Raw genomic sequence first — 14,572 nt, forward strand, 5'->3', positions numbered from 1 at the left:
CTTCCGGCGTCGCACCTTTGAGCCGCCGTTGCAGCAACGCAACCAGCCGCTTTACCCGCCATGACCAACTCCCGGCCCGATATTACCTCTGAAGCCGACATCCGGCTGCTCGTCGATGGATTTTACGCCAAAGTTGGGCAGGATGCGCTGCTGGGCCCGGTGTTCAATGACTTCGCCCACGTCGACTGGCCCCGCCACCTGCCCGTGATGTACGATTTCTGGAGCAGCCTGCTGCTGGGCACCACGCGCTACCACGGCCGGCCCTTTCCCAAGCACCTGCCGCTGCCCATTGCGGCCGCCCACTTTCAGCGCTGGCTGGCCCTGTTTGAGGCGACGGTAGATGCGCTATTCGCCGGCCCCAGGGCGGAGGAAGCCAAGGTGCGCGCCCGAGGCATTGCCACCCTGTTTGAGCACCGCCTGCGCGAACGAAATCCGCTCACCCTGCTATGATGCGGACCGATGACGCCACTGGGTTAAAGGGCAGAAATAACCGCGTAGATTAGGCCGTCAGGACCAGCTTAAGCACCACATGAGAGCCGCCATCAACACCGAATACGGACCACCCGAGGTAGTGCAGCTACTGGAAGTTGAGAAGCCCGCGCCCAAGGAAAACGAGGTACTGATAAAGGTGCACGCCACCACGGTAAACCGCACCGACTGCGGATTCCGGAGCGCCGAATACTTTGTCAGCCGGTTCTTCAGTGGGCTGCTGCGGCCAAAATTTCCAACCCTGGGCAACGAGTTTGCCGGAGAAATTGAAGCCATCGGCTCCGGCGTCGGCCTGTTCAGAGCCGGCGACAAGGTATTTGGCTACAACGACGCCAGCTTCGGCGCGCACGCCGAGTACCTGACGCTGGCCGAGCAGGCAGCCATTGCCACCATGCCCGGCAACTTTACCTACGAGCAGGCCGCTCCCTTGTGCGAGGGTGCCCACTACGCGTTAGGCGCTATCCGGGCCGCCAAGGTGAAAAGCGGCCACAACCTGCTGATTTATGGTGCTACCGGCGCTATTGGGTCGGCCGCGGTTCAGCTGGCGAAATTCTTTGGGGCAACGGTTACCGCCGTGTGCAGCACGCCGAATGTGGCCCTCGTGAAATCGTTAGGGGCTGATGTGGTCATCGACTACACCACCCAGGACTTCACCAAAACCGACCAGATATTCGACTTTGCGTTTGATGCTTGCGGGAAAAGCTCCTTTACCGCGTGCAAACCACTGCTAACCAAGAACGGCATCTACATTTCGACCGAGCTTGGGTACCGGGGTGCCAATATCTTTCTGGCGCTCATCACCCCCGCATTGGGTGGAAAAAAGGTGTTGTTCCCCATTCCAACCATCACCAAGGCCGACGTTCTTTTCCTGAAAGAGCTGGCCGAAACCGGCCGATTTAAACCGGTATTCGACCGGCAATACCCATTGGAGAAAATTGTTGAGGCCTACCACTATGTAGAAACCGGGCAAAAAACTGGCAACGTGGTAATTACGCTTGGCTAAGTGTGATCAGGCAGCAGTCAGGAAAGAGAACTATAGGACTTACGCGTTGAGGCTGGCGCGCGTCTGTGACGCGGTGCCGACTGGCCTGGCGTTTCCAAACGCCCCGTTCGCGCCGCGTGGGAGCATTGGGGGGGCGTTCACGCGGCAAGTCAAAGACGCGCGCCAGCTTACAACTGCGTAAGTCCCAGACTACCGGTAAATCAGGATACGGGCCGCTTCCAGGCAGTGCAGCGAATGTGGCGCGCCATTGGGAATAATGACGTAGTCGCCGGCCGTTACCTCGGTCGGCACGTCTTCCTGGGTGATAATGAGCCGGCCCGCCAGCACAGCCACTAACACATCTACGGAAGCATGGTGGGTGGGCATGATTTCGCCGGCCGCGAAGGTTTTGTAGATGACCTTCTGGCCGTTTTTCTCCAGCAGCACCATGGCTTTTTGTTCGCCAGCGGCGGGGTGGCGGCCCGCCAGCAGGCTGCCGCTTTTCAGGGGTGGATAGGTCAACGTCATTGGGAACAGGATTGGGGTTGTTGCGAAAGCAAGCCGGAGCGGTCAGAACTTGCGGGAGTGGCAGGCGGCGCAGTCCGACAGCGTGGGCAGGGCGTAGGCCTGCCGCTGAATGGCCTCATCCATAGCTCGCTGAAAAGCATCCAGGAACTGACTGCGGGCGGCCTCCGGCAGGACCGGCAGCACCTCCTCCAGGGCCGTGCGGTACACGTGGGCCATAAAATTGGGGCCGTAGCGCGCAAAAAACCGGTCGTGGATGTTGCCGAACGACACCCGCTCGGCCGAGGAGATGGACAGCGACAGGGCCAGCCATTCCTTCGCGTTGTTCTCCAAGTCGAATTGTAATTCCTGCGTCATGAGCGAGTGCGTAGCGGCGGATGCCAAAGCGGCTTGCTTACTTAGTCAGCAAGCCGCTTTGGCATCCGCCATTGAATGGTCCAAAAATACCGCCCCCTTCTCGCTTTCAACATGACAAACCTCACCCACCGGCATGAGCTTCATCAGCCCCGGCAGTTTCCTTCAGCAGCCGGCGAAACGCGCCGCCGCGTCCGCCGTGGTACTTTGCCGGGGACAGGGCTTCCGGTTTGCGCGTTTACGAAACTCATCTCTGCGGAGCATTTCGTGAACGATTAATCGTAGACGGGTTTCTTCAACTCGCCCCGCGTTGTGGGGGCAGGCTGGCAACCAGGGGTAGAGTTAGCTTCGGCCGTTCGGGGAAAGGAGGGTATTCCTTACCAGCGCCTTGTTTTTCGGGCGGTATATTGGACTTGACCTCAACACGCACCAGAAATGGCTTCTGCTATGTTAACCCGGGATGAACAACTAGAAGCCTTCTACAGGTCGTTCTTGGCCAAACGATACAGAAAAAGCGCCTTAGAGGGTTTAGAACGCGAAAAGAAAAAAGCGAGTAAAAAGCCTTCCGCCCAGTCTCCTACGCGTTCCGGCTTGGATAGCCTGGACCGTCTCTTGGACGAGCATTACTGCCAGCTGCTGCCTAAAGGAAGCGCGAGGCAAGACCAGGACTTCGTTCGGAGGGCCATTGCGAAATACAAGCTATCCAGCTGTTATATATTGTCCGAACACGAGCGCTACGACCAGCAGTATATGAGCGTTGAGTTGGCGCTGGATGAAATTGTCAGCGTGGGTCATACCTCCCTCATCTTCTTTGTGCCAGGTCAAGTGGCATATCTGGAGGGGCACTCGCTCGGGGAGCGGTACTTGTGCCTACGAGAAGGTGAGCCCAGCAGGGATTCCACCGTTTAGTAGGCACCAGAACGCCTGCTCGTGGTTCAGCGAAAGGTGGTTCAGATGAAGCGTAAGCCCTTTTACATCCTACCAAACCGTCATTCGCAAGCTGTAAAGTCTGCGCCTTAAACTTCGCTTTCCGTTTTCCGAGAGCACCCCAACCCGCCTACCACCGGGCCCGGCGCAGCTTCTCGGGCTCCAGCACCCGCACGTTTTTCGGCGTCAGCTCAAGCAGCCCGTCGGCTTTGAATTCGCCCAGAGTCCGAATCAGCGACTTGGGGGCCGTGCCGACCAGGGCGGGGAGCGGAGCGAGTGGTCGGCCAGAACAACTTCCTCGGAAGGGTAACCAGCGCCCAAGGCTTCCCCTGCCAATTTCCTTCAGGTCAGGCGGTTGCCCACAGCATTCGTACGGGAGGTTGTCGTTCAATTTCCTTGTCGTTGCTATGGGCCTGTACCACCTCATCGACCAAAGCCGGGCCGTTATGCCGTTCACCGATACCGAACTGGCGGCGCTGCTGCTTTGGTCCCGCACTCACAACCGGCAAGTGCACGTCACGGGCCTATTGCTGCACGCGCCCGACGTCCGCTTCCTGCAAATCCTGGAAGGCGAAGATGCCGACGTGCGCCAGCTCTACTACGAACACATCCTATCCGCGGTATTCCCAGTGCCAGGTGCTCGGGGAAGGCAGCTGCGCGGAACGCTGTTTCGCCGACTGGAGCATGGGCTTCCAGCTCGCATCGGCGGCGGACCTGCACGACCTGCTGCAAAGGGGCTCGTTGAACGCCCCAACCCGCCACGGCCCCAAGCCCACCATCCGCCGCGAGCTGATGGAGCGGCTGCTAGAGTTTGTGGAAACCAAAGCCGCCTATTAATATCCGGCCATTGTACGGGCAACTATCAACGGCCCCAAAGGCAGATTATGGCAGCCAGCAAGCCTTTTCCCGCGTCAGAAACGCCTGGAGGGTGCCCGGCTCACGGCCCAACAGCCCGGCCAGTTCCGGCGATACGTGCGCGGCTAGCCCGAAGCGGGCGGCCAGATAGATGCCCGTCATCACGTTAATAAGGGTCGGCGGCGTGCCCTTCGTCCGCTCGTAGGCCCTAAACGTCCGGATGCTGGCGGCGTGGTAGCGAATGGGCCGCCCCAGCACCGCGCTGAGCTGCGCGGCTACTTCGTCGTAGGTGAAGGCGGTGCGGCCGGTCAGCTCGTAGCCGGCCGAGGTGGCGGGCGGCGAGAGTAGCAGCCGGGAGGCCACAGCGCCTACGTCCACGGCATCCACGAAGCTGGTGCGGGCGTGGCCGGCCGGCAGCAGCAGCTGGTCGCGCCGCCGGATGTCGTCGCGGTGGGTGGTGCTCAGGTTTTGCATGAAAAAGCTGGGTCGCAGCAGCGAGTGGCGCAGGCCGGACTTCTTCAGGTAGCCCTCCACCTTATAATGCGGCACGAAGGGGTTGTATTGCGCCCCTTGCAGCGACAGAAACACCACGTGTTGCACACCTGCCGCGGCGGCGGCCTGTACCACCGGTTTCAGGTAGCGCGCCACATCACTTATTACCGGCGGGCGCACCAACAACAGCCCTGTAACTCCCCTCAGGGCCGGGGCCACCGTTTCAGGCTTCGTGAAATCGAACGGTACGACATCCACCTGGTCTGCCGCGCCAAGGGCCAGGTGCGCCCGGTCGCGCGTCGGCTCGCGGCTGGCTACCACGAGTTGGGTGCTAGCTGGCCGCTGCCGCAGCAGCTCCCGCAAAGCCGCGCCGCCTACGTTGCCCGTGGCCCCAATAATCAGCAGACGAGGCGAAGCGGACATGGCTAAAGGAGAAAACAGGAGAAAATAATAAGTGCCTTACGAAATCCTTGCGAACCAATCGACGGCGCAACACCGCTACGTTCAGCAGAATCCAGCCCAGGAGGACACAAAAAAACAGCAGGATGAAGGTACAGCTGCCGCCGAAGCGGGCAACGTGGTCGGCCCAGCGCTGGCTCAGGGTCAGCTTCGGCACTTCTCTACTACTCAGCGGCGGCCTCACTCCCCCAGCCACCACCAGCGCCGCGGCTGGCGCTTGGCAGCTAGCTGGTACTTGACCACGGCGTGCCGCTCGATGTGCGCCAGCGCCTCTTCCACTGAGTCGGTGTAGGTGAGCAGGTGCAAGTCGGCGGCGGCCACCATGCCGTGGCGCTGCATGTCGGCCAGCAACACCCCGAGCGACGCCCAGTAGGCGCGGCTCACCACCACGACGGGGGAGTCCAGAATCTTTTTGTTCTGGATGAGGGTGAAGGCTTCAAACAGCTCGTCGAGCGTGCCCAGGCCGCCGGTCATTATCACGAAGGTGTAGGAGCATTTGACCAGCAGCACTTTACGCACAAAGAAATATCGACAGGCCAGCCAGCGGTCCAGGTAGGGGTTGGGGTGCTGCTCGGTGGGCAGCACGATGTTGCAGCCGATGGAAGGCCCGCCGGCCTCGCGGGCGCCGCGGTTGGCCGCTTCCATAATGCCGGGTCCGCCGCCGGTGAGCACCGTGAAGCCCTGCCGGCTCAGACCCGCCCCCAGCTGCCGGGCCAGCTTGTAATAGGGCGAGTCCTCGGCCACCCGCGCCGAGCCGAATACCGTCACGCACGGCCCCACGAAGTGCAGCACCCGAAACCCGTGCAGGAACTCGCGCAGCACCGTCCACAGAAAGCGCAGCTCGCGCCGGCGGCTAGTGGGCCCGGTGAGGAACCGGCGCTCGTCGCGCGCGGTGGCCGGTGCCACCCGGGCGGCCTCCTCCCCGAGTCCGGGAGCTGCCGTCCTCAATTTGCCGGACTCAGGCCCGCCAGTACGCCAGCCGTCCAGTTCACCGCATCGGTGGTGTGCTGAGCCGACAGGGCGGCCCCCGCTTCCGGCACCACACGGGCAGCACCAGCACCGGCACGGGGCAGCGCTCCAGCAGCTGCGCCGTCACGCTGCGGTGGAACAGCTCGCCGAAGTAGCTGCGCTGGCGGGCCAGCACTACCACCAAGTCGGCCTTGGTATCGGCCACGGCCGCCAGCACACCTTCAGCGTAGCTGTCGTGCTCATAGCCCCGCAGCTCGGGCGTGGCCAAGCCGTGCACCAGGCCGCTCAGCTGCACGGCCCGTAGCGCGGTGCCGCAGCCAGCATCGTCCTCGCCGTCCGAGACGTGGGCGACGATAATGTCGACCCCGGGCAGGACGAAGAGCGGGTGCAGGGCCCGCGACGCCGGCGTGAGGGCGAAAGCCTCGCGGTCGGCCGCAATCAGAACTCGGCGGGGCGGCTGCTCCGTGGGCGTAGCCACGGGCACTATCAGCAGCGGGGGGCGCCCACCTCGCAGCAAATCGGCGCAGCCGGTGGCCACGCTGGCCGCGTTTTCGTGGGGCTGGTAGGGCGGGCTGAGCACGAACAGGGCCGGACGGTGCCGGCCGGGCCTGGTCCTGCGCAATTTCCGGCAGCAGGTCAATAGCTACTTCCACGGTGGGACGACTGACTGGGTAGCTCCTCCGCCATGCGGTAGAGGGCCGCAGCGGTTTCGGTTTGACGGGCCAGTTCCTGCTGGTGGTAGTGCTCGGGCACCGCAGCGTAGGGGTCGAACATGGAAGCGCGGTTCACATGCAGCAGCACCAGCTGGCCGCGCAGGGCCTGCGTCAGAGTGTTGGCGTACTGCACCGTGTGGCGAGCGGCCTGGTAAAAACCGGCGAAGACGACGAGGGTAAGGGACATGGCTATTGGGCGTTTAATGCGGTGGGTGTTTGGTGGCCAGCGGCTTAGCTCATGGTCGGCATCCAGCCGGGCACTTCGGGCGCTTCGGGCGCTTCGGGCGCTTCGGCCGGCACCAGTAGCACCGGCACGGGGCTGCGGCGCAGCACCTCGGCCGTCACGCTGTGGTGGAATAGCCGGCCCAGGAAGCTGCGGTGCCGCGCTATCAGCACCAGCAGGTCGGCCTGGGTGTCGGCTAGCGCTTGCAGAATGCCATCAGCGGGCGCCACGTCGGCTTCCTGGTACAGCCACAGCGGCGCGTCGGGCGCTAGCAGGCCGCTGGCGCGCACGTCGGCCAACGGCAGACGACCCCGGGGAGCGGCTGCTTCGTGGTGGAGCACGACGTGGGTTACCGTGTACGCCGCCTGCCAGGCCGCCAGCAGCGGCACCAGTTTGTTGCCCGCCGCATTGAGGCTGAACGGCTCGGCATCGAGGGCCAGCAGCACGCGGCGCGGCAACACCGCCGCCGGGGCCGCTTCGGGCACCAGCAGCAGGGGCTGGTGCGTGGCCCGCAGCACGGGCAGCACTTGGTTGTGCAGCAAGGCATCCAGCAAATCGTGCTTCGGGCTCAGCCCCATGGCCAGAAGCAGAGGCTGGTACTGCTGCACGGCTTCCGCCACCGCATCGGGCATGGGCAGCACCGACACCATGACTTCGGTGCTGCCCGACAACTGCTGGGCCAGGTTCTGCATTTCAGCGGCTGTTTCGGTGTAATTGCGCTCGGCTTGGGCAGCCGTTACCACGGCCATTTCCGGGGCCAGCAGCACGGGGTCGTGGTAGCAGTGCAGCAGGGCCACGTGCGCGTGCAGAGGCGCGCCCAGCACGGCGGCGTACCGGGCGGTCTTTTCGGCTGCTTCCGACAGGTTGGCCAGCACGACAATGGATGGGTTCATGGCAAAAAAGTAAGGGTGAAGGGAAGGCTCCTGGCAAATGCAGGGGCCGGCAAGCGGCTTATTCTTCGGCCGGTAGTATCAGCACCGGGATGAGACTTTCCTGAATGAGCTGCGCCGTGACGCTGCTATGAAGAAGGCTGCCCAGCAGGCTGTGGCGCCGGGCCACTACCACCAGCATGTCGGCTTCCTGACGGGCGGCTTCTTCCAGTACGCCGGCCACAATAGTGGGGCTATAGGCTTCGTGCAAGCGATTTTCAGCAAATACATTCACCAAGTCATTTGCCCGCACAGTTTCCAGCACGGCTCCGTCGTCGGGCCGGGCCTGCGCGTCGTCGGTCACGTGCACCACGTCGAGCGTGGCGTCGGTGGCGTGGAGCAGGCGGGTCAGCACGTCCTGGTGGTCCTGGTCGGCGAAGACGAACGGCTCACCGTCGACGGCCAGCAGGAAACGCCGGGGCAAGAAGGCGTCCCAGCCCACCGTGGGCACCACCAGCAGAGGGTGGGGCGCGTGGCGCAGCAGGTCCATCACCACGCTGGTGAACAGCTCGGTCGACTCGGTCGAGTTGCTGGGCCGGCCCATTACCATAAACAGTGGGTGGTGGCGGCGCACAGCTTCAGTCAGAGCTTCGGGCAGAAAGCCTTCGGCCACGTCCACTTCAGTGGGCACGGTTTGGTTGGCGGCCAGCTTAATCAGGGCCTGGTCGGTTTTCTGCTCGCCCCGTAACGTGTCCTGCTCACCGTAGCCTTTCGGCACGGGCATGCCACCGTAGCGTACGTGCAGCAGCACGAGCTGCGCATTGAGCGGCACGGCCAGCCCCGCCGCGTACGAGAGGGCCCGGTTGGTAACGGCGAAAAAGTCGGTCAGAACAACAAGTGAAGGAGCCATGGCAGCCGGCGAAAAATGATGAGAAAGTACCCGCACAGGATCAGGTGTGCGGTTTAAAGCAGGAAATACAGGTAGGTGGAAACGGGCAGCGCTGAGGTTGATGGCTTCTAATAGTCGGGCCTCGAATCTTCCCACGCCATGGTGGCATCCGCTTCCTGGGCCCCTTGCCGGGTCGTGGCACTGATGCCCCAGGCAGAACTGGTGCCGGCGTGCTGCCCCCGGTCGCGGCGGCTGCCCAGGCTACGCGAGGCTTTCATGAGCGGCGGCGGCAAGGTGCTTGTTGGGGACGGGTGCGGAGGGCAGCACGAGCAGGTGGTTGTTCACCTCGCGGGCCCCGGCTTCGTGGGCCGCTTCGGCCGCGTGCTTGCGGTTGAGCCAAGTATCCACGGTGCCGGTGAGCGTGGCCCGACCGTCTTCCACGCGCACGTCCATCTCCTGGTCGTGCAGGCTGGCCGACCAGCAGTAGCGGGCGCGGATGCGCGCAGCCAGGGCCTGGTCGGGGTCCGGCGTTGCCGGGCTCAGCTTATCCTCGCCGAGGAAAGAAGCAGACAAGCCCTCTGCTAAGTTTGCGTTGATGCCGGACACTTCTAGTCGGTTGTTCACATCCACCACGCCGCTTACGCCAGCCGCTACGTCGCCGGCCTGCTCCTGCTCAAACAGTGTGGCCACGAGGCCCGTGAGCAACACCTGGCCCCCGTGCACCTGCACCCCAAAGGCGAAGTGGCACACATGGGGGTCGCGGGCCAAGGCCGCCGCGATGTTGCGGCGGATATCTTCGTCGGGCATCAGCCGTTCGGGCCGTACTTTGAGCAGATTGTGCACGTGGACCACGCCCACCACATGGCGCGCGTCCTGCTCGGCATCCTGCTTCACGCGCAGGTTGCTCACCGTGCCGGCCATCGTCACCACCCCGTCGTGCACCTGCACCAGGGTTTCGGCGGCCCGCATCCTGGGGTTAATGCGCAGCGTGTCGCGCACGGCGGCGGCAATGGCTTCGTCGGCTTTGGGCGCAAATTTCTCGCGGCGAATGGCCCGGCCCAGGGCCCAGTAGGCCACGAACAGGTCGCGGGCATCGACGCGGGTAGCGCCGGTTTGGTAGGCAATGGCCACGAGGCGGTCCTTCTCGGCGGGCGTGCCTACCGTGCCCGACAGATGCACCACGTGGTCGTAGGTGCGCACGTCCACCAGCATACCGTTCACGCGGATGTCCCAGTCGAGCAGCTCGCGGATCTGGGTCGTCATTTCCTCGTCGGAGTTCAGAATCTCGCCCCCGCGGATGGTCAGGTGGTCGGCCACGAAGGCGCGCACGCCCCGCACCCCTTTGATGACGCGCAGCACCAGCTGCTTTTCGGCCCAGGACTGCACCATTCCGGCAACGGTCACTACGCCGCCGGCCACAGTAGTGTGCACCCGGTAGTCGTTCGTAGCCGGGTCGTCGGCCAGGGCTCCTTCCACGTCGCGCTGCACCTCGGCATCGCCCACTTCAAGGGGGCGCACGGCCAGCGTGCTGTGCAGCCCGCGCACGCCGCGCACGGCCTGGGCTATTTCCTCGGCCCGCTGCCGGGCCAGCAGGCTATCCGTGAAACCGGTCAGCTGCACGATGCCTCCGTGGGTTTGCACCGCAATCAGGTGCGCGGTCAAGCCCTTTTTGGTGGCCAGCAGCATTTCAACGGCGGCCGTGATGTCAGCGTCGGCTACGTGCTCGGCCGGGGCGGGCGGTACTACAAGCTGCGCGGTTTGCATGGCGGTAAAAGAATAGGTGGAAGAAAGGGCGCGCAAAAGCCCCGAATGGCGGGGGTCCGACCAGACGCAGCGGCGGCAGGCTTCGGCGCACTCCTGGCAGTGCCGGTGGGCGTGCCGGCCACATTCGTCGGCGCAGGCCTGGCAGACGGCGGTGCACACCTGCGCGAGTTACGCGGCGTATTCCGAGCCACGGGCAGCAAGGCGCGCCGTGAGGGCACAGATATCGGCGCAGTCGCGGGTCAGGCTGATGCAGCGGGCCATCATGTCAACGTCCTGTTCTTGCAGGTAGGCGGCGGCACAATGCTCGCCGGCCGCTACGCAGGCGTTGCGGGCGGCCTGTTGACTTTGGGTGTGCTCGTTCATGGCGGTGGGACAGCAGTGACTAAGTACCCTGTAAAAGTCCCCTTAGGCGGGGCACCAGCCCATGACGATAGTTATTGCAACGGATGACATCTGTCAGGTCCTGGCCCACCACTTGGCTAGAAACCGCTGCGAAACCAGTCGGCCGGGCGGCTGCGAAGCCCTGAGCGTCACCTTGGAAATGGTGCCCCTAGCTATGGCTACAGGTAAACGCCGTAGCAGGGCGCGCGCGCGTCAACGCCAGGATGCAGGCAAAGTCTGGGCACGGCTATGCCTCACCAGCTCAACACGAGTTGTTGCAGCGTTTCAGCTACTTTCCCTGCACCCTCTCAGAAGTTCTCTGCTTGAAGGAAAAACCTACCCCAGCATCTCAACTGCGCCCGCTCTGGCCGGTGTGTCCACGGTTTCAGCCCGCGGTATTTCGATGGTAAAGGTGCTACCCTGGCCCTCCTGACTGGTCACGAAAATGTGGCCGTAGTGCCATTCCACAATGGTTTTGCACAGCGCCAGGCCCAGCCCGGTGGTGGCTTCGCCCCGCAGGCCGGGCCGGCGGGCCTTCGTAAACCGCTCGAACAAATACGGCTGCATAGCCAGCGGAATGCCGATGCCGTCGTCCTCAATGTAAATGCGGACCACGCCGGGCCCCGATTCGATACGCACAGCCACGAAGCCGGCATCGGGGGTAAATTTGAAGGCATTGCTGACCAAGTTGATGAGCACCTGAGTGAACTTGTTGACGTCGATGTTGGCGTACACCGGCTCGGCGGGCAGCGTGTAGCTGAACACGTGGCCCAGCAGGCGCTGGCCGGTCTGGAGCTGGTCGAGCGGCACGCGCAGCACGGCACCCACGTCCACGCGGTTCACTTTCAGGTCGGTGTTGGCCGACGTCAGGAATTCCAGGTTGATGAGCTCGCGAATCATTGTCACGCTGTCGCGGCTGGTGGTTTCGAGCACGCCCAGCATCTCGGGCACCCGGCTGTTGAGCGGCGAGGTCACTTCCTCGCGCAGAAACTGGGCAATCTGCTGCACCATGATGAAGGCCCCGCTCAAGTCGTGCGACAGGATTTCGAGCGTGGCGTTTTTGCGGCTGTTGAACAGGTCGGCATTTTCCTGGTAGCGCTTCATCACGCTGATATCGCGCAGGGTGCCCCCGAGCAGCACCCGGCCCTGTGCGTCCTGCCAATAAGAGGGCGTGAGGCAAAACCACTGGTGCGGCTGGCCTTCGTGCAGCAGGCGCACTTCCACTTCGTTGGCGGGCGGGCCCTGCACCCACCGCGCCCAGTAGTGCGCCAGGTAAGCCTGGTCGTCCGGGTGCAGGCGCTGAAGCAGGTCGGGCAGTTCGGCATTCACCAGTTCCCGGATGCCTTGGAAAACCTGCTCATACGCGGCATTGATGAACACGACATGCCCCGCTGCCAGGTCGTACACAAACTGGACGTGGGCGCTGGCTTCCGCCTGGTTCTGAAAGAAATCGGCGAAGGCTGGCATGGCTGTTAAGTTCAATCAACGAAAGCCACTAAAGCTACGTCTTTCTGGCTGCCGCTCCCCGGAAGAGGCACCACGGTGACCCGGATGTACTCCTAGCGCCCAAACAGCTGGCGCCGCACCGTTTCGTCGCGCCCGTACACGTCGGGGTAAAACCGCAGCTGGCCCGCCACTACCGCGCAGGTGGCGTAGGCCACGTGCAGGGGCATCGGGTGCCGCAGCGTCAGGCTGCGCGACGTCGGAGCGGCCTCGCATTCGGCCTCGGTGGGCAGCGCCGCTTGGGTGCTATCGGCGCCCAGCAGGTAGGCTGCCAGCTGCATGGGGCGCTCCATGCGCAGGCAGCCATGGCCCAGCGCCCGGTAGGGCTTCTGAAAATCCGAGGTATTGGACGTGGAGTGCAAATACACCGAATAGGGGTTGGCAAAGCGGAAAATGATGTTACCCAGCGCGTTTTCGCAGCCCGGACTCTGGCGGATGGTGTACGGAAAATGCCGCGCCGTCACGGCCTGCCAGTTCACGGTAGCCGGGTCCACGCGCTGGCCGTGGGCGTCGTAGAGGGTGTAGTTGTTGTCGGCCAAAAAATTATGCTCCGAAGTCGCCCGGGTGCCGGCCCGCAGATGCGGCAGGATTTCCTTGGTGGCGATGCTGTGGGGTACGCGCCATTCCGGGGCAATGGTGAACGAGGTGAGCCGGCTGCTGAGCGTGGGCGTGGGCCGGCCGGGGCTGCCGATGACGAGGCGGTGCGTCTGGAGCACCCGGCTGCCGCGCACCACCTCCAGCGCATAGGCCGGCAGGTTCACCAGCACGTAGTTGGCCTCGGGAATGGCAGCCCAGCGCCAGCGCTCCAGCGTCACGGCCAACTGCTGTGCCCGCCGCCGCCGAGCCACCGAATCGGGCCCGGCGGGTTCGCGCCGCCAGCCTACCAGGGCCTGTTGCAGCTGCCGGTACTCGCGCTGCGGGGGCTGGCAGCGCAGCAGCGCCGCCCCAAAATCCGGCGCGGCCAGCGCCCCGGCCACCCACGCGGCCGGGGCAAACGGGGCCTTCTTCGATTCCAGCGGCGAGGGCGTCCGCTCGTGCAGCTGCCCCCGGCGCAGGTGCTGGGCAAAGCGCAGCAGGTTGCCGGTGAGCAGCACCTCGAAGCGCACCTGCCGGGCCAGCCGCTGGCTGGTAGTGGCGGGCTGCGCCAGCGAATCGGCCAGGGCCCGCAGGGCGTGAGCCTGGTAGCGGCCGGGTTGTAGCCCGTAGTCGGCGGCCTGCGCCAGCAAGGTCAGGGTGGCCCGGCCCGGCCCACTAGGCTGCGAGTCGGCGCTCCAAGCGGGGGCATAAGCACGCTGCAAGTAAAAGGCGCGCACTGCGGGGCTGGGCCGGATGCCGTTCCTGGCCGAGGCGGCCGAATCGTTGAGCAGCGACCGGAGGTGAGAAGCCAGCAAATCGGCACTGGCTTGCGACGTATTGGCGAAAGAGGCGGCGGCCAGTGCATGCGCCGGGCGTTCTTTGCCGAGGGCTGCCAGCACCAGGATAAGGCCCGTCAGTAGCAATGGGATGGGCCGCATGCTCAGGGATTAATGGAAATTTGATTTCAGGCAAAGGTCCGAACCCGGCCCACGCGCTGCCCTGATAAGAATCATTGCATCTCGTGACAGTGCTCATTGCCGCGCGGGACCGACGGCCACCTTTTGTCTTGGAAATTGGGCGCGGTCGGCTGGGTACGGCGGGCTCTTTTCCGGTTCGCTTCCTTTTGGCTAATTCCTCATTCATCGGCCCGGTCGGCCTTACTCTCCCGTAATGAAAACACCTGTTCTGCTCGTCCTCACCTTTTTCTTCCGCGCTGCCGACCGGGCCCTCGACTACACCACCCGCCGCGCCGGGCCGCCGGGTGCCCGACTGGTGGTGCTACACGCTACCCGCGACTCAGCCCTGCGCCCGCGCGCAGGGCGCGACATGTCCGTGCTGGTGGTGACCGAGGTGGGCCGTTTGGAAGTCGTCTGCGACCCGGAGGTCCGCGCCCGGCGCGCCGCCAACAAGCGGGGGGACGCAGGAGCTGGACATTTCAAAAAAGCCTTGATCATTTTTGGCCAGCCGCCCCCCCGTGAGCACCTACCAGTACATCGCCCAGCGCCAAGCGCAGGGGCCCGTGCGTCAGCTCTGCCAGGTATTGCAATAGGACTTACGCACTTGTAGGTAGCAAGGCCGGGATGAGGGGTTTAGCCAATAGAC

Annotated in this window: 18 protein-coding genes and 1 pseudogene; 5 read left to right on the top strand and 14 right to left on the bottom strand. The window is 64.0% G+C overall.

Features of this window, described 5'->3' with window-relative positions:
• Positions 1 to 60 precede the first annotated feature (60 nt).
• Together E5J99_RS07425 and E5J99_RS07430 are read left to right on the top strand one after the other, a co-directional pair.
• A complete protein-coding gene (locus tag E5J99_RS07425; protein WP_135497088.1) occupies positions 61 to 450 on the top strand; it encodes a group III truncated hemoglobin in 390 nt (129 codons plus the stop codon).
• Between the two features lie 79 nt (positions 451 to 529).
• The gene (locus tag E5J99_RS07430) at positions 530 to 1,492 is read left to right on the top strand and encodes an NAD(P)-dependent alcohol dehydrogenase (protein ID WP_135497089.1); all 963 of its coding nucleotides are present in this window, start codon (positions 530 to 532) and stop codon (positions 1,490 to 1,492) included.
• A gap of 189 nt (positions 1,493 to 1,681) precedes the next feature.
• Here the strand turns inward: E5J99_RS07430 and E5J99_RS07435 are convergent, their stop codons facing one another.
• From E5J99_RS07435 to E5J99_RS22145, 3 genes are all read right to left on the bottom strand, one after another.
• Positions 1,682 to 1,999: a cupin domain-containing protein gene (locus E5J99_RS07435; RefSeq protein ID WP_135497090.1), complete on the bottom strand. Its 318-nt coding sequence runs from the start codon at positions 1,997 to 1,999 to the stop codon at positions 1,682 to 1,684.
• Positions 2,000 to 2,041: 42 nt separating this feature from the next.
• A complete protein-coding gene (locus E5J99_RS07440) occupies positions 2,042 to 2,380 on the bottom strand; it encodes a hypothetical protein (RefSeq protein WP_135497091.1) in 339 nt (112 codons plus the stop codon).
• Positions 2,381 to 3,407: 1,027 nt separating this feature from the next.
• Positions 3,408 to 3,704 carry a helix-turn-helix domain-containing protein gene (locus E5J99_RS22145; RefSeq protein WP_135497093.1) on the bottom strand — a complete coding sequence of 99 codons (297 nt, stop codon included), beginning with the start codon at positions 3,702 to 3,704 and terminating at the stop codon, positions 3,408 to 3,410.
• On the opposite strand from E5J99_RS22145, the pseudogene E5J99_RS22220 reads away from it, so the two are divergent.
• Positions 3,685 to 3,867 (top strand): annotated as a pseudogene (locus E5J99_RS22220) (BLUF domain-containing protein); the annotation flags it as partial. The gene E5J99_RS22145 and the pseudogene E5J99_RS22220 sit on opposite strands and share 20 nt — an antisense overlap.
• Before the next feature lie 94 nt (positions 3,868 to 3,961).
• A complete protein-coding gene (locus E5J99_RS21215; RefSeq protein WP_167852030.1) occupies positions 3,962 to 4,114 on the top strand; it encodes a hypothetical protein in 153 nt (50 codons plus the stop codon).
• Between the two features lie 45 nt (positions 4,115 to 4,159).
• On the opposite strand, the gene E5J99_RS07460 is transcribed toward E5J99_RS21215, so the two are convergent.
• The 11 genes from E5J99_RS07460 to E5J99_RS07515 form a co-directional block, all read right to left on the bottom strand.
• Positions 4,160 to 5,047: an NmrA family NAD(P)-binding protein gene (locus tag E5J99_RS07460; protein WP_135497095.1), complete on the bottom strand. Its 888-nt coding sequence runs from the start codon at positions 5,045 to 5,047 to the stop codon at positions 4,160 to 4,162.
• Between the two features lie 216 nt (positions 5,048 to 5,263).
• A complete protein-coding gene (locus tag E5J99_RS07465) occupies positions 5,264 to 6,031 on the bottom strand; it encodes an LOG family protein (protein WP_245318776.1) in 768 nt (255 codons plus the stop codon).
• Between the two features lie 40 nt (positions 6,032 to 6,071).
• On the bottom strand, positions 6,072 to 6,674 hold the full coding sequence (locus E5J99_RS07470) for a universal stress protein (RefSeq protein WP_167852034.1): 603 nt from the start codon (positions 6,672 to 6,674) through the stop codon (positions 6,072 to 6,074).
• A gap of 14 nt (positions 6,675 to 6,688) precedes the next feature.
• Positions 6,689 to 6,952, bottom strand: a complete 264-nt coding sequence (locus E5J99_RS07475; RefSeq protein WP_135497097.1) for a hypothetical protein — start codon at positions 6,950 to 6,952, stop codon at positions 6,689 to 6,691.
• A gap of 44 nt (positions 6,953 to 6,996) precedes the next feature.
• Positions 6,997 to 7,881 (bottom strand): universal stress protein, encoded by an 885-nt coding sequence (locus E5J99_RS07480; protein WP_135497098.1) that lies wholly within the window; start codon positions 7,879 to 7,881, stop codon positions 6,997 to 6,999.
• A 58-nt stretch (positions 7,882 to 7,939) separates the two neighbouring features.
• Entirely contained in the window at positions 7,940 to 8,767 is an 828-nt protein-coding gene (locus tag E5J99_RS07485) for a universal stress protein (protein WP_135497099.1), read from the bottom strand.
• 107 nt (positions 8,768 to 8,874) lie between these two features.
• The gene (locus E5J99_RS21220; RefSeq protein ID WP_167852035.1) at positions 8,875 to 9,024 is read right to left on the bottom strand and encodes a hypothetical protein; all 150 of its coding nucleotides are present in this window, start codon (positions 9,022 to 9,024) and stop codon (positions 8,875 to 8,877) included.
• Entirely contained in the window at positions 9,008 to 10,510 is a 1,503-nt protein-coding gene (locus E5J99_RS21810) for a BON domain-containing protein (RefSeq protein WP_245318783.1), read from the bottom strand. Before E5J99_RS21810 ends, E5J99_RS21220 begins: the two co-directional genes overlap by 17 nt.
• 168 nt (positions 10,511 to 10,678) lie before the next feature.
• Positions 10,679 to 10,873 (bottom strand): four-helix bundle copper-binding protein, encoded by a 195-nt coding sequence (locus E5J99_RS07505; RefSeq protein WP_317128819.1) that lies wholly within the window; start codon positions 10,871 to 10,873, stop codon positions 10,679 to 10,681.
• 354 nt (positions 10,874 to 11,227) lie between these two features.
• Positions 11,228 to 12,358: a PAS domain-containing sensor histidine kinase gene (locus tag E5J99_RS07510; protein WP_135497100.1), complete on the bottom strand. Its 1,131-nt coding sequence runs from the start codon at positions 12,356 to 12,358 to the stop codon at positions 11,228 to 11,230.
• Positions 12,359 to 12,450: 92 nt separating this feature from the next.
• The gene (locus E5J99_RS07515; protein WP_135497101.1) at positions 12,451 to 13,908 is read right to left on the bottom strand and encodes a L,D-transpeptidase scaffold domain-containing protein; all 1,458 of its coding nucleotides are present in this window, start codon (positions 13,906 to 13,908) and stop codon (positions 12,451 to 12,453) included.
• 232 nt (positions 13,909 to 14,140) lie between these two features.
• Between E5J99_RS07515 and E5J99_RS07520 the strand changes: the two genes are divergently transcribed.
• Positions 14,141 to 14,536, top strand: a complete 396-nt coding sequence (locus tag E5J99_RS07520) for a hypothetical protein (protein WP_135497102.1) — start codon at positions 14,141 to 14,143, stop codon at positions 14,534 to 14,536.
• Positions 14,537 to 14,572 lie beyond the last annotated feature (36 nt).

Origin of the sequence: Hymenobacter elongatus (genome assembly GCF_004745955.1) — a bacterium.
Taxonomy (GTDB): Bacteria; Bacteroidota; Bacteroidia; order Cytophagales; family Hymenobacteraceae; genus Hymenobacter; species Hymenobacter elongatus.